The sequence below is a fragment of the Bradyrhizobium sp. AZCC 1610 genome (assembly GCF_036924515.1).
Taxonomy (GTDB): domain Bacteria; phylum Pseudomonadota; class Alphaproteobacteria; order Rhizobiales; family Xanthobacteraceae; genus Bradyrhizobium.
This window is the reverse complement of record NZ_JAZHRR010000001.1, coordinates 3,174,586-3,188,627: the sequence shown is the minus strand read 5'-3', so window position 1 is coordinate 3,188,627 and position 14,042 is coordinate 3,174,586. Positions and strand designations below refer to the sequence as shown.

Below are 14,042 nucleotides of genomic sequence, written 5' to 3'. Positions count from 1 at the left end.
GCGTGGATCATGGCTGCGACTTCGCAGCGCCGCCCGACGGCTCGGCTGGTGCCGGGCCGGTTTGTCCCTTCAGATCACCCTCGCCGCGCTCGCGCTTGCCGCGGTGTTCGCCATCCTTGCCCTGACCGCCCTTGGAATCTCCCTTGGCGTCCGGCGAACGGCTGCGCTTGCGCGGCGCGAGGTCGGCGGTCGGCGCCCGATCATCGGTGCCGATCAAAACCTTGGCGCCGTCGGAAAGATTGGCAAAGCCTGTGGTCACGACGCGGTCGGAGGTCGAAAGGCCGCTCGCGATCACCGCGTCGTTTTCGTTCTGCTGCGTCACCACGACTGGCTTGGCGGTCGCGACATTATCGGGGCCGATCACATAGCTGAACGTCCCAACGGGACCACGCTGGACCGCCGACGTCGGCACCACGATCGCCTTCTCCAGCGTTTCGACCCTCAGCCGCACATTGACGAACTGTCCGGGCCAGAGCTGAAACTTGGCGTTCGGAAATTCGGCCTTCAGCTTCAGCGTGCCCGTGGTCGGATCGACCTGGTTGTCGATGCCCTTGAGCGTACCTGTATCGACGACCGTCACGCCGTCATTGCCGAACACATCCACCGCCAGCACGCCCTTGGCGGCAGCGGCGTTGACTCGCACGATCTGCTGCTGCGGCAGGCTGAACTGCACCGCGATCGGCTGCAACTGCGTGATGATGACGAGGCCGGTGACGTCAGAAGCGCGGATGATGTTGCCCTGGTCGACCTGGCGCAGGCCGACGCGCCCCGTCAGCGGCGCGATGACCTTGGTATAGCCGAGCATCGCCCGAGCATTGTCGATCGCGGCCTGGTCGGCCTGCACCAGTGCTTCCTGCTGGGCGACCACCGAGCGCTGCGTATCGGCCTGCTGCTTGGAGCCGGCATTCGACGCGGCAAGCTGCTGATAGCGCGCCAGATCGAGCTTCTGGTTGGCAAGCAGCGCCTCATCCTGCGCCTTCTTCGCCACCGCCTGATCGTACTGGGCCTGGTAGATCACAGGGTCGATTTCGGCCAGCACGTCGCCCTGCTTGACGTCCTGGCCCTCAACGAAATTCACCTTGATCAGCTTGCCGTCGACCTGCGCGCGCACGATCACATTGTTCAGCGCGCGGACCGAGCCCACCGCTTCGAGATAAACCGGCACATCCTGCGTGCGCGGCACAGCCGCCAGCACCGGCACCGGGAGGTCGGGGCGTGCGCCGGGCCCGCCACGGCCGGTCTGCTTCTGCTGGAAGGCGTTCCAGCCGAGATAGCCGAGGCCGCCGAGGATCAATAGCGTGATGGTCAGCGATACCATCCGCCGGCCAATGCCACGCGCGACGCGCTTGCGCGCCGTCTTCGCGTCGTCCTTTACTTCCGGCTTAAAGAGCATTGACCGCCCTCTCCATCCTGGGCTCCCAGCCGCCCCCCAGCGCCTGATAGAGACTGACGATCGCGAGCAGCCGGGCCAATTGGGCCTGCCACAGCAAATCTTCGGCCTGGAATAACGTCTGCTGCGTATTTAGCACAGTTACGATATCGGCGGTCCCGGCCCGCAGCTGCTGCTCGGACAGCTCGAAGGCCCGCCGTGACGCCGCCACCACCTCACGCTGCAACCGCAGCCTCTCCGTGGTCTGGCGGATCGACATCAAGGCAGTATCGACATCGGCAAAGGCCTGCACCACTGTCTTGCGATAGGTCTGCAGCAGTTCGTCCTGCCGCGCCTTGGTGAACTCGAAATTGCCGAGGATCCGGCCGCCGTCGAAGATCGGCTGGGTCAGGCTGCCGACCATGCTGAAGAACGCAGCCTGCGGCTGAAACAGCGACGACAGCGCCGAGCTTTGATAGCCGCCCTGCCCGGTCAATTGAATGCTCGGAAAAAACTGCGCGCGGGCGCTGCCGACATTGGCGGTCGCAGAGGCAAGCTGGGCTTCCTGGCGCCTGATGTCCGGACGCTGCGTCAGCAATTCCGACGGCAGGCCGGGCGTCACGCGCGGCGCGGCGATCTGGTTCAGCGAGCCGCCGGTGACGCGCACCGCTTCCGGCGGCCGCGACACCAGCGTCGCCAGCGCGTTGATGTTCTGGTCGAGCGTCTGACGCAGCGGCGGCACCAGTGCGCGCTGGTTGGCTACCACGCTCTCCTGTTGCGCGACGTCGAGGTCGGTGCCGGTGCCGGCTGTCAGCCGCTCCTTGATGGCATTGAGGATGCGCTCGGCACTGGCGATGTTGCGCTGAGCGGTCCGGATCCGGTCCTGCGCGGTGAGCACCTGGAAATAGGCATTTGCGACTGTCGTCAGTGTGGTCAGCGCGATGACATCGCGGTCGAAACGGGTGGCGACGGAGGTCTCCTCCGCCGCCTGCGCGGCATCGCGGTTCTTGCCCCAGAAATCCAATTCGTAGCTGGCGCTGAGCGAGGCCGAATAGGTGACCACCTCGCGTCCGCCAATGCTCAAGCCGCTGGAGCTCGATCCGGAGGTCCGGGAATAGCTCTCCGAGCCGCTGCCGCTGAGAGCAGGCAACAACGCCGCACCCGCGATTCGTGCCTGCGCATCGGCCTGCCTGAACCGCGCGGTGGCCGCCGCAATGTCCAGATTGACGGTCTGCGCCTCCTCCATCAGGGCCGTCAGTTCGCGGGAACGGAAGCCGCGCCACCAGTCGAGCGTCGGCGGCGCGTCCGCGGCCTTCGACAGCCGGGCCGCCTTGTAGCCGTCGGGTATGTCGAGCGCGGGATCGGGCAGGTCCTTGGTCAGGATGCAGCCGGCTGAGCTGGCCAGGAGGCCAAGCACCGCAAGCGACCGCGCCAGCCGCTTGCCGCCCGGAATGAGCGCAGGCCAACCGTCGATCGCAGCCGTTGCAATTCGATGGGTCACTCCCGTTCTCCACCGGGCAAATCCCGGCCCGGCGCACGACGAGCGCTTCTTCTGATGGCCTGCGACACGTTCACGGGGTGATGCTTCCGCTGAATCTGAACCCGATACTAGCCTTGCGACTGGGGCGCGCACAGCCCTACGCCGATCGTCCGTTCCGGCGGCAAAACAGGCAGCAAAGCACTGACTTCCCCTTATTTTATAGGGCTTGGAGCGATGCCGGATGCCTCAGGGGCGCCGAAATCTTACGAAGATTTCATGGGCTTTTCTGAGGTTTTTCCCCTGTTCTGACGCCTCCGCATCCGCCTCTCGCGTAAGCCGAATCCGTGCCTGTGGCCGATTTGAAACTCCGGGAACAGCCCCCCGTATCTCGCCGCGTGCCATGGAGGGCCAAAAATGCGGATCGCGGTGGTCGGGACGGGAATCAGCGGCAATGCCGCGGCCTGGACCTTGTCGAAACATTATCCGGTCACCGTCTACGACCGCGAACTCAGGCCCGGCGGCCACAGCCATACCGTCAACATCGACTATGACGGCGCGCGGCTTGCGGTAGACATCGGCTTCATCGTCTACAACGAGCTGAACTATCCGGACCTGACGGCGCTGTTCGCCCATCTCGGTGTCGAGACCGTCGAAAGCTGCATGAGCTTTGCGGTGACGGCGGACACCGGCCGCTTCGAGTGGAAAGGCGGCGGCAACAATTGGTTCGAGACCGCACGCGGCCTATTCGCGCAGCCTCGCAACCTGTTGTCGCCCTCCTATCTCTGGATGCTGCGCGACATCATCACCTTCAACCAGCAGAGCATCGAGGATTACGCGGCCGGAAAACTGGCCGGGCTGACGCTCGGCGAATATTTCCGCACACGCCACTTTGCGCCGCGGCTGTTGACCGACTATCTGGCGCCGATGGGCGCTGCGATCTGGTCGGCGCCATCGAGCGAGATGCTGGATTTTCCGGCCGAAAATTTCGTCGCCTTCTTCGCCAACCATCGCCTGCTGCAATATGACCGCCCGGTCTGGCGAACCGTGAAGGGCGGCAGCCAGCGTTATGTCGAAAAACTGACCGCTTCATTCCGCGACCGGATCAAGTTCGGCTGCGCCGTCACCGCAATCGAGCGCACCTCGCATGGCGTCGTCGTCCGCGACAGCCACGGCAAGGCCAACACCTACGATCATGTCGTGATTGCTTCCCACAGCGATCAGGCGCTGGCGATGCTGTCGGATGCCGACGAGCGCGAGCGCGCCATTTTGGGCGCGATCGGTTATTCCCCCAACACGATCTATCTGCACCGCGATCCCGCGCTGATGCCGACGCGCCGGCGCGCCTGGGCCTCGTGGAATTTCCTGCGCTGGCCGCGCCAAGGGGACATCGATCGAAGCGTCGATAACGACGTCTCCGTGACCTACTGGATGAACGAGCTGCAGGGCATCGATTACGACAAGCCGTTGTTCGTCAGCCTCAACCCGCCGGTCGCGCCCGATCCCGCACTGACCTTCGGCAAGTACCTCTGCGAGCATCCGCAATATAACGCCGCAGCCTTTGCCGCCCAGAAGCGCCTGCCCGAGATTCAGGGCCGGCGACGCACCTGGTTCTGCGGCGCATGGTCCGGATACGGATTCCACGAGGACGGATTGCGATCGGGTCTTGCGGTCGCCGAAGCGCTCGGCGCGGTGGCGCCATGGCGCGAACCGCCGCTAGAGCTGGTGGAAGCTGCGGTGTAGCCATGCGCGCACCCCCGGCAGAACCAAAAAGTTCTGACGATGGCGCCAACGCCGCAGCGCTTTACGTCGGCGAGGTCATGCATGCGCGGCTGAAGCCGATGGGTCATCGCTTCAGCTATCGCGTGATGAGCCTGCTGATCGATCTGGACCGGCTGGCGGACGCGGACCGGCAGTCGCCGCTGTTTTGCGTCAACCGCGCGGCGCTCTACAGCTTCCACGAGGCCGACCTTGGCAAGCGGGACGGATCATCCTTGCGCGCCTACGCGCAACGTTGCGCGGCCGAGCGCGGCATCGACCTCACGGGCGGACGGGTGTTGCTGCTCTGCTATCCCCGCCTGCTCGGCTACACCTTCAATCCGCTCTCCGTCTATTTCTGCTATCGCGCGAGCGGTGAACTGGCATTGCTGATTTATGAAGTGCGCAACACCTTTGGCGACATCCATCCTTACATTCTGCCGGTGACATCTGGCGAAATCAGCGACGCCGGCGTGCGGCAGCAGCAGGACAAGCTGTTCTACGTCTCGCCCTTCATCGAGATGGCGATGCGCTACCATTTTCGCGTGCTGCCGCCGGGCGAGCGCGTGCAGTTGCGGATTCTGGAAACCGACCGCGAAGGTCCCGTGCTCGCTGCAACTTTCAATGGTCATTACCGTACGCTCAACACCAAGGAGTTGCTGCGCGCGTTTTTCGCCCTCCCGCTGGTCACGATAAAGATCATGGCGGCGATCCACTGGGAGGCGCTGCGGCTCTGGCTCAAGGGCGCGCGGCTGGTGCCGCGGCAGTCCGCAACCCTCAATACCGGCTTGGCGACCGGGAAAAGCAACGGTTATACTTCGCCGGCGTTGTCTACCCGTGCCAAGGATTGAAGCAGGGTCGATCGGCCATGCGAAGCACGGGGTAACCGCCATTCGATGGATCGCACATGCCCGAGTTGATTTCGGTCACATCGGAAACCGTAGACGCGACGTTTCCGGAATTGCCCCGCCTGGTCCGGCTGGCGCTGGGTTTTGGTTCAAAGCTGCAACATGGCACGCTGGACGTGACCTTGGCCGATGGCCGCATGGTCCGGCTCGGCGGCAACGGTCCCGGTCCCGCCGCAGCCATGACAATCTATGATTACGGCTTCGCCTCGCGGCTCCTGCGCGGCGGCGACATCGGCATCGCCGAGGCCTATCTGCGCGGCGAATGGGACACGCCCGACCTCACGCAATTCCTCTATCTGTTCTGCGTCAACCAGGACTGGATGCAGACCATGCTGGTCGGCAACCCGCTGACGCGCACCTTCCAGGCCGTCAGACATTGGCTCAACCGCAATACGCGGCGGCAGGCCCGCCGCAACATCTATGCGCATTACGACATCGGCAACGCCTTCTATTCGGCATGGCTCGATCCCAGCATGACCTATTCGTCGGCCCTGTTCGAGGATGACACGCCCGACCTGACCGCGGCCCAGCACAACAAATACCGCAGGCTTGCTGAAGCGATCGATCTGCGGCCGGGCCAGAAGCTCCTGGAGATCGGTTGCGGATGGGGCGGCTTTGCTGAATACGCCGCCAAGACGTTCGGCGCCAAAGTCGTCGGGCTCACCATCAGCAAGGAGCAGCGCGATTTCGCGCAGGCGCGCATTCACAATGCCGGTCTCGGCGACAAGGTCGAGATCAGGCTGCAGGACTATCGCGACGAGCGCGACCGCTATGACCGGATCGCCTCGATCGAGATGATCGAGGCGGTCGGAGAGCAATTCTGGCCGAAATATTTTTCACAGTTGCGCGACCGCCTGCTGCCCGGTGGCCTCGCCGGCATCCAGGCCATCACCATCCAGGACAGCCTGTTCCAGACCTATCGCCGCGAAGTCGATTTCATCCAGCGCTACGTCTTTCCGGGCGGCATGCTGCCCTCGCCGCAGATCCTGAAAGCGCTCGGTGAGCGCTTCGGCGTTCCCGTCATCCGCGAGCGCATTTTCGGGCAAGATTATGCCAGGACGCTTGCGATCTGGCGAAGCAATTTCCGCGCGGCCTGGCCCAACCTGACGCCGTCAGGCTTCGACGACCGCTTCCGGCGGCTGTGGGAATATTACCTCGCCTATTGCGAGGCGGGGTTCCTGTCCGGAAATATCGACGTGCGTCAGGTGGTGTTTGCGAAATCCGGCTGAGCACCCCTGCCGATTCGCTGGCTTGTATGCCTAGCGGCGGTCCTTTAGGGTCGCTCAGCGATTAGGCAGGCAAACCGGCAATTTTAAAGACATGACCTTCAACAAAGACGTCATCGAAGCGATCGGCAACACGCCTCTCATCAAGCTCAAGCGCGCATCCGAGCTGACCGGCTGCACGATTCTCGGCAAGGCCGAATTCATGAACCCCGGCCAGTCGGTAAAGGACCGCGCGGGCAAATGGATGATCCTGGAGGCAGAGAAGCGCGGCGACCTCAAGCCCGGCGGCTTGGTGGTGGAATCGACCGCCGGCAATACCGGCATCGGTCTCGCCGTCGTCGCCAGCGCGCGCGGTTACCGGACCTTGATCCTGATCCCGGAAACCCAGAGCAAGGAAAAGAAGGACACGCTGCGGCTTTGCGGCGCCGAGCTGATCGAAGTGCCAGCGCTGCCCTATTCCAATCCGAACAACTATCAGCATGTCGGACGGCGGCTGGCCGCCCAGCTTCGCAAGACCGAGCCGAACGGCGTCTTGTTCGCCGACCAATGGAACAATCTCGACAACGCCAAGGCGCACTACGAATCCACCGGCCCGGAAATCTGGGAGCAGACCGGCGGCAAGATCGACGGGTTCATCTGCTCGGTCGGCACCGGCGGCACACTCGCCGGCGCCAGCCGCTATCTGAAGGAAAAGAACAAGGGCGTTGTCACTGCCTGCGCCGATCCGCATGGCTTCGCCATGTACGAGCTGTTCAAGCACGGCACCGCCAAATCGACACCGGGCGACTCGATCACCGAGGGCATCGGACTAGGCCGCGTCACGCCCGTGATCGAGACCGCGAAGGTCGACGACGCTTTCCTGATTTCGGACGAGGAAGCCGTAACGGTGATCTATGAGCTGCTCGAGCATGAAGGCCTGTGCCTCGGCGGCTCGACCGGCATCAACGTTGCCGGCGCGATCCACCTCGCCAAGCAACTTGGTCCCGGCAAGACCATCGTCACCATCCTTGCCGACTCCGGCAACCGTTATCAGTCAAAACTGTTCAATCCGGAGTTCATGCGCTCGAAGAACCTGCCGGTGCCGGCTTGGCTCGAGAAGCGCACCCAGATCGAGGTGCCGTTCGAGAAGGTGTAGAGGCGAGATTTTGTAGCCCGGATGGAGCGTAGCGCAATCCGGGAATCTCGCGCGCGGTGCCAACCCCGGATTACGCTGCGCTCCATCCGGGCTACGTCATTGCTACGTCACCTGCGCTAATGCCGCAGGATCTGGCTCAGGAACAGCTTCGTCCGCGCGTGCTGCGGGTTGGCGAAGAATTCCTGCGGCGTATTTGACTCGATCACCTGCCCCGCGTCCATGAAGACGACGCGGTTGGCGACTTCGCGGGCAAATCCCATTTCGTGGGTAACCACCAGCATGGTCATGCCTTCCCTGGCGAGATCAACCATGGTGTCGAGCACTTCCTTGACCATTTCGGGATCCAGCGCCGAGGTCGGCTCGTCGAACAGCATCACCTTGGGATTCATGGTCAGCGCGCGGGCGATCGCGACGCGCTGCTGCTGACCGCCCGACATCTGGCCCGGATATTTGTTGGCCTGGTGCGGAATCTTGACTCGCTCCAGATATTTCATCGCGGCGGCCTCGGCATCCTTTTTCGGGATGTTGCGCACCCAGATCGGCGCCAGCGTGCAGTTCTCCAGCACGGTCAGATGCGGAAACAGGTTAAAGCTCTGGAACACCATGCCGACCTCGCGGCGGACTTCGTCCACCCGTCGCAGGTTCGGCCCAAGCTCGATGCCCTCGACGACGATCTGACCTTCCTGGAATTCCTCCAGCGCGTTGATGCAGCGGATCAGCGTCGACTTGCCCGAGCCCGACGGGCCGCAGATCACGATGCGCTCGCCCTTGGCGACGTCGAGGTTGATGTCGCGCAGGACGTGAAAGTCCCCGTACCACTTGTTGAGCGCGTTGATGCCGACGATCGAGTTTGCGGTCATGGTCATGTACTCAGTTGCGACGATGGGCGTTCAGCCGGTTCTCGACGAACAGCGAGTAACGCGACATCCCGAAGCAGAAGGCGAAATAAATCAGCCCGGTAAAGGCAAAGCCGGTGAACAGCGTCGAGGGCGTCGACCAGACCGGATCGGAGAACGATGCCCTGAGCTGCCCGAGCAGGTCGAACAGCGCCACGATCGAAACAAGCGAGGTGTCCTTGAACAGGCTGATGAAGCTGTTGACGAGACCGGGGATGACGTGGCGCAGCGCCTGCGGCATCACGATCAGTGCCGTGGTCTTGCCCCACGACAGCCCAAGCGCGCTCGCCGCCTCGCCCTGCCCGCGCGGGATCGCCGCGAGGCCGCCGCGGATGTTTTCGGCCTGGTAGGCGCCAGTAAACAGCGCGATCCCGATCAGGGCGCGCACCAATCCGTCGATGGTGAAGCCGGTCGGAACGAACAGCGGCAACATATAGGTTGCGAAGAACAGCACCGTGATCAGCGGAACCCCGCGCCAGAACTCGATAAAGGCAATCGAGAAAATCCGGATCAGCGGAATGGTCGAGCGCCGGCCGAGCGCGAGCGCAATGCCGACCGGCATCGAGGCGACGATGCCGGTGACTGCCACCACCAGCGTCACGAGAAGGCCGCCCCACAGCCGCGTGTCCACCTCCGGAAGCCCGCCGTTGTCGAGCCCCATCACCGCGATCACGATGCCGATGCCGGCAAAGATCGCCAGACTCGTGACCAGCGGACGCCAGCCGGCGCGCGTGCCGCCGCCCAGCCAGAACAGCAATGCGGACACGATCACGGCAGTTGCCATGAGGTCGGCCCAGACCGGACGGCCGAAGGCCTGGATCTGGTCGCGCAGCCACGTCAGCGGCAGCAGCACCCAGCCAATCACCGTGCTGAGCAGCACGATCAGCTTGCCAATGAGCCACAGCAGCGGTCCGATGACGGCCGTCGTCTCGCCAGAGGCTACGAGCTTCCTGCCGCCGTCGCCGATACTGTCGTTGAAGCCCGCAAGAAGCCCGGCCGTCCAGCTCACGCCGAGGCCGCCGAGCCCGCCGCCGCGTAGCAGGAAGAAGGCAATGACGGGGAATGCCAGGAAGAACAGCAGGGCGTTGGGCCCCTTGCCCGGCAGCCGCGGAATCAGCAGTGGTATCAGCAGGATCGCGGCAAGAACGAAGACCAGATTGACCCGCCAGCGCTCCGGCTCCGGATAGAAACCGTAGATGAACTGCGGAAGCTTCGCCTGGATGAAAGGCCAGCATGCGCCAACCACGTCCCCGGGACCTTTCGGCAAGCAGGCGGTTCGGTCCGTGCCCGTCCAGACCGCATCCACCAGGGTGAATTTCAGTGCGGGCACCAGGATGAACCACAGCAGCAGCGCGCTGACGATGGTGATCAGGACGTTGGTGGGCGAATTGAACAGGCGTGTGCGCAGGAAGCCTATCAAGCCGGTGGTCTTCACCGGCGCCGCCCGCTCGGGCACAAGATCCTGGCTAACGAAAATGGGTGAAGGTTTGTCGCTCATCAGCCCATACTCCGGCTGATACGCCACCCGTAGAAACTCATTATCGCGCTGGTGACCAGCGAGATCAGGAGATAGACGCCCATGGTGATACCGATGATTTCAATCGCCTGCCCGGTCTGGCTCAGCGTCGTGCCTGCGAATACCGAGACCAGGTCGGGGTAGCCGATCGCGACCGCCAGCGAGGAGTTCTTGGTCAGATTGAGATACTGGTTGGTCAGCGGCGGCAGGATCACGCGCATCGCCTGCGGGATCACGATCAGGCGAAGCACCGAACCACGCTGCAATCCGAGCGAGGAGCCTGCCTCCATCTGGCCCCTGTGCACGGAGAGGATGCCGGCGCGCACGATCTCGGCGATAAAGGCCGCCGTGTAGGTCGATAGCGCCAGCGTCAGCGCGACGAATTCCGGAATCACGCGTGAGCCGCCGGCGAAGTTGAAGCCCTTGAGGACGGGCACTTCAAACGTGACGGGTAGACCAAAGATCAGCGCGCTGACCAGCGGCAGGCCAACCACCAGCCCGAGCGCATAGGGCCAGACCTTGATCACCTTGCCGCTGTCGAACAGTTGCCGGCGCGCGTAACGCCACAGCACAATCGCCGCCACGATCGCCAGGAAGAGCGCAACGACGAACGGCTCAAACCCGGGCGTACCGATCGGTTTCGGAATCACCAGACCGCGGTTGCTTAGGAAGAAACTGTCGAAGATGGAGATGCTCTGCCGCGGATTGGGTAACGCGGCGAGCACGGCGAGATACCAGAACAGGATCTGGAACAATACCGGCAGGTTGCGGATCAGTTCGACATAGCCGCCCGAAATCCGCGACAGCAGCCAGTTCGGCGACAGCCGGCCAAGTGCGACGAGGAATCCGATCAGGGTGGCGAAGAAGATGCCGATCACCGAGACCAGCAGCGTATTGAGCAGGCCAACCACAAAGACGCGCGTGTAGGGATCGGATCCGGAATACGGGATCAGGCTCTGGCTGACGTCAAAGCCCGCGTTGTTGGCAAGAAAGCCGAAGCCCGCGGTGATCCGTTGCGCCTGCAGGTTGGCGCGGGCGTTGGCGACGATCTCGTAGGAGATCCAGGCGAGCGCGGCGACGAACAGGAGCTGGAGCACGAAGCCGCTCCAGCCCGCCCGGCCGCCGAGTGCCCGCTGCAGCCTCGGAAGTAGCTGCGACGGTGGTTTTCGGGGTTCGATGGCCATCGCCGCAGCCCCTCTCGCTGGCGCTTAGCGGATCGGCGGCGCGTACTGGATACCGCCCTTGCTCCATAGATTGTTGAGGCCGCGGGCGATGGCGAGCTTGGAGCCGGAGCCGACGTTGCGCTCGAAGGACTCGCCGTAATTGCCGACCGCCTTGACGATCCGTACCATCCAGTCCTTGGTCAGGCCGAGCTGCTCGCCCAGATTACCGTCGGTGCCCACGGCGCGCTTGACCTCGGGCTTGTCGGACTTGACCATCTCGTCGATGTTCTTCTGGGTCATGCCAAGCTCTTCGGCGCCGACCATCGCATACAGCGTCCATTTCACGATGTCGAACCACTGATCGTCACCATGGCGGACCATCGGTCCGAGCGGCTCCTTCGAGATCACCTCGGGCAGGACGACGTGATCGGCGGGAGTGGCGACCTTCAGCCGTTCGGCGTAGAGCTGGGAGACGTCGGAGGTGAAGACGTCGCAACGGCCGGACTCATAGGCCTTGATGGTTTCGTCGGCGGTCGCGAACGCGATCACCTCATACTTCATGTTGTTGCCCTTGAAGTAATCGGCGAGGTTCTGTTCGGTCGTGGTGCCGGTCTGGACGCAGACCGATGCGCTGTTCAGTTCCAGCGCCGAATTCACCTTCAGCGACTTCTTCACCAGAAAGCCCTGCCCGTCATAGTAGGTGACGCCGGTAAAGTTGGCGCCGAGCGAGGTGTCGCGCGACAGCGTCCAGGTGGTGTTGCGGGACAGCACGTCGATCTCGCCCGACTGCAGCGCGGTGAAGCGGTCCTTGGCCGACAGCGGCACGAATTTGATCTTGGTCGCGTCGTTGAAAATGGCCGCTGCGATCGCCCGGCAGATATCGACGTCGAGACCGGTCCAGTTACCCTTGTCGTCCGGCGTCGAGAAGCCCGGCAGGCCCTGGCTGACCCCGCAGGACAGCATGCCGCGGTCCTTGACCGTCTTGAGGGTTTGCGCCGAGGCGGCCTGGGCCGTGAGACCGGCGGCAAGGGCAAGGGTAACAACCAAAGATACGCGTTTCATGGGTTAGGCCTTTCAAGGGGTCGTCCGGAGATCGTCTTTTAGGCAACGCCTGACGTTGTGGGGCCAACCCGCTGATCCCCCGCTGAAAAGCGTCACCCTGACCGTGCATTTCACGTGCCATCCCGGTCAGGCTGTGGATCTGATATCGCGGCAGGCCCCTCAACTTGCAGCGACTGTTAGTTGGCATGCATCTCAGAACGACTGGCGTGCCGGGTCAAGGGGTTGACGGCCGTCTTCTGTGTCTTGTTATTAACTTACCCGGTCCTGCCGGCCGCCCGGCGGTGTTTTCGCGATCAAGTTGTGGCTGCGGCATAACGTCTTGGATAATGCAAACGCATGAGCTTTTCGAACGACGGTCCATCCAACCCGCAAAAACCCGAAACCAGACTGGTCACCGCGGGCCGTGACACCAAAGGACAAAGGGGGTTCGTCAACCCTGCCGTGTTCCACGGTTCGACCGTGCTCTATCCGACCGCCGAGGACCTGCACGCCCACCGCGCCGAATTCTCCTATGGGCGTCACGGCTCGCCGACCACGCGCGCGCTGCAGGACGTGCTGATGGCGCTGGAAGGTCCGCAATGCGCCGGCGTCGGGCTTGCGCCATCGGGGCTGGCCGCGATCAGCACCACCCTGCTCTCGGTGCTGAGTGCCGGCGATCATGTGCTGGTGACCGACAATGTCTACCGGCCGTCGCGCAATTTCTGCAACGGCATGCTCGCCCGCTACGGCGTCGAGGTCAGCTATTTCGATCCGCTGATCGGCGCCGGGATCGAAAGCCTGTTCAAGCCCAACACCAAGGCGGTGCTGGTTGAGGCGCCCGGCTCGCAGTCGTTCGAGATGAGCGACATCCCCGCCATCGCCGAAGTCGCGCATGCGAGGGGCGCGCTCGTCATCGACGACAACACCTGGGCGACGCCCTTGTTTCACCGCTCGCTCGACCAGGGCGTCGACATCAGCATGCAGGCTGCCACCAAATATATCGGCGGCCATTCCGACATCATGTTCGGCACGATTTCGGCGAACGCAAAAACCTGGCCGCTGATTGCCGAAGGCATCCGCCTGCTCGGCGTCTGCGCCGGTCCCGACGACGTCTTCCTGGCGCTGCGCGGCACCCGCACGCTTTCGGTGCGGCTCGCGCAGCATTATCGCTCGGGCCTCGAAATGGCGCGCTGGCTCGCCGCCCGCCCCGAGGTCCTGCAGGTCCTGCATCCCGCGCTCGAAAGCGATCCCGGCCACGCGATCTGGAAGCGCGACTTCACCGGCGCCTCCGGCCTGTTCAGCATTGTGTTGAAGCCGGTGCCGCAGAAGGCGGTCGACGCCCTGCTCGATACTGTGAAGCTGTTCGGCATGGGCTTTTCGTGGGGCGGCTTCGAAAGCCTCATCATCCCGTTCGACTGCGATCCCTACCGCACCGCCACCAAATGGTCCCCCGGTGGGCCGACACTGCGGCTCCACATCGGCCTGGAGAACGTCGACGACCTCAAGGCCGATCTCGATCGCGGTTTTGCGGCGTTGAGGGCTGCCGCCTAGGC

General features: G+C 63.5%; 11 protein-coding genes. 5 read left to right on the top strand and 6 right to left on the bottom strand.

The window, feature by feature from the left end; genetic code table 11:
* Positions 1-7: 7 nt before the first annotated feature.
* Together V1279_RS15755 and V1279_RS15750 are read right to left on the bottom strand one after the other, a co-directional pair.
* Positions 8-1,393: an efflux RND transporter periplasmic adaptor subunit gene (locus tag V1279_RS15755; RefSeq protein ID WP_334437417.1), complete on the bottom strand. Its 1,386-nt coding sequence runs from the start codon at positions 1,391-1,393 to the stop codon at positions 8-10.
* Positions 1,383-2,822, bottom strand: coding sequence for an efflux transporter outer membrane subunit (locus V1279_RS15750; RefSeq protein ID WP_442894889.1), 1,440 nt, complete (start codon positions 2,820-2,822; stop codon positions 1,383-1,385). Before V1279_RS15750 ends, V1279_RS15755 begins: the two co-directional genes overlap by 11 nt.
* A 441-nt stretch (positions 2,823-3,263) precedes the next feature.
* Here V1279_RS15750 and V1279_RS15745 point away from each other — a divergent pair, with 441 nt between their 5' ends.
* The 4 genes from V1279_RS15745 to V1279_RS15730 all read left to right on the top strand — a co-directional run bounded on the left by V1279_RS15745 (position 3,264) and on the right by V1279_RS15730 (position 7,873).
* Positions 3,264-4,589, top strand: coding sequence for an NAD(P)/FAD-dependent oxidoreductase (locus tag V1279_RS15745; protein ID WP_334437415.1), 1,326 nt, complete (start codon positions 3,264-3,266; stop codon positions 4,587-4,589).
* 2 nt (positions 4,590-4,591) lie between these two features.
* Entirely contained in the window at positions 4,592-5,455 is an 864-nt protein-coding gene (locus V1279_RS15740) for a DUF1365 domain-containing protein (RefSeq protein ID WP_334437413.1), read from the top strand.
* Between the two features lie 56 nt (positions 5,456-5,511).
* The gene (locus tag V1279_RS15735; RefSeq protein WP_334437411.1) at positions 5,512-6,741 is read left to right on the top strand and encodes a cyclopropane-fatty-acyl-phospholipid synthase family protein; all 1,230 of its coding nucleotides are present in this window, start codon (positions 5,512-5,514) and stop codon (positions 6,739-6,741) included.
* 91 nt (positions 6,742-6,832) lie between these two features.
* Positions 6,833-7,873, top strand: coding sequence for a cysteine synthase A (locus tag V1279_RS15730; protein WP_334437409.1), 1,041 nt, complete (start codon positions 6,833-6,835; stop codon positions 7,871-7,873).
* A gap of 116 nt (positions 7,874-7,989) precedes the next feature.
* Here V1279_RS15730 and V1279_RS15725 read toward each other — a convergent pair whose 3' ends face one another.
* From V1279_RS15725 to V1279_RS15710, 4 genes are read right to left on the bottom strand one after another with little or no spacing between them, the layout of a single operon-like run.
* The gene (locus V1279_RS15725; protein ID WP_334446406.1) at positions 7,990-8,733 is read right to left on the bottom strand and encodes an amino acid ABC transporter ATP-binding protein; all 744 of its coding nucleotides are present in this window, start codon (positions 8,731-8,733) and stop codon (positions 7,990-7,992) included.
* A gap of 10 nt (positions 8,734-8,743) precedes the next feature.
* Positions 8,744-10,267, bottom strand: coding sequence for an amino acid ABC transporter permease (locus V1279_RS15720; RefSeq protein ID WP_334437408.1), 1,524 nt, complete (start codon positions 10,265-10,267; stop codon positions 8,744-8,746).
* Positions 10,267-11,469 (bottom strand): amino acid ABC transporter permease, encoded by a 1,203-nt coding sequence (locus V1279_RS15715; protein WP_334437407.1) that lies wholly within the window; start codon positions 11,467-11,469, stop codon positions 10,267-10,269. The genes V1279_RS15720 and V1279_RS15715 overlap by 1 nt, the downstream gene beginning before the upstream one ends.
* Positions 11,470-11,493: 24 nt before the next feature.
* A complete protein-coding gene (locus V1279_RS15710; protein ID WP_334437406.1) occupies positions 11,494-12,510 on the bottom strand; it encodes an amino acid ABC transporter substrate-binding protein in 1,017 nt (338 codons plus the stop codon).
* A gap of 336 nt (positions 12,511-12,846) precedes the next feature.
* Here V1279_RS15710 and metC point away from each other — a divergent pair, with 336 nt between their 5' ends.
* Entirely contained in the window at positions 12,847-14,040 is a 1,194-nt protein-coding gene (gene metC / locus V1279_RS15705) for a cystathionine beta-lyase (RefSeq protein WP_334437404.1), read from the top strand.
* Positions 14,041-14,042: the final 2 nt, after the last annotated feature.

Bases quoted from the DNA above. Each gene is read 5' to 3' on its own strand.
- V1279_RS15755 (WP_334437417.1), bottom strand. From the start codon at position 1,393: ATGCTCTTTAAGCCGGAAGTAAAGGACGACGCGAAGACGGCGCGCAAG.
- V1279_RS15745 (WP_334437415.1), top strand. From the start codon at position 3,264: ATGCGGATCGCGGTGGTCGGGACGGGAATCAGCGGCAATGCCGCGGCC.
- V1279_RS15740 (WP_334437413.1), top strand. From the start codon at position 4,592: ATGCGCGCACCCCCGGCAGAACCAAAAAGTTCTGACGATGGCGCCAAC.
- V1279_RS15735 (WP_334437411.1), top strand. From the start codon at position 5,512: ATGCCCGAGTTGATTTCGGTCACATCGGAAACCGTAGACGCGACGTTT.
- V1279_RS15730 (WP_334437409.1), top strand. From the start codon at position 6,833: ATGACCTTCAACAAAGACGTCATCGAAGCGATCGGCAACACGCCTCTC.
- V1279_RS15725 (WP_334446406.1), bottom strand. From the start codon at position 8,733: ATGACCGCAAACTCGATCGTCGGCATCAACGCGCTCAACAAGTGGTAC.
- V1279_RS15720 (WP_334437408.1), bottom strand. From the start codon at position 10,267: ATGAGCGACAAACCTTCACCCATTTTCGTTAGCCAGGATCTTGTGCCC.
- V1279_RS15715 (WP_334437407.1), bottom strand. From the start codon at position 11,469: ATGGCCATCGAACCCCGAAAACCACCGTCGCAGCTACTTCCGAGGCTG.
- V1279_RS15710 (WP_334437406.1), bottom strand. From the start codon at position 12,510: ATGAAACGCGTATCTTTGGTTGTTACCCTTGCCCTTGCCGCCGGTCTC.
- metC (WP_334437404.1), top strand. From the start codon at position 12,847: ATGAGCTTTTCGAACGACGGTCCATCCAACCCGCAAAAACCCGAAACC.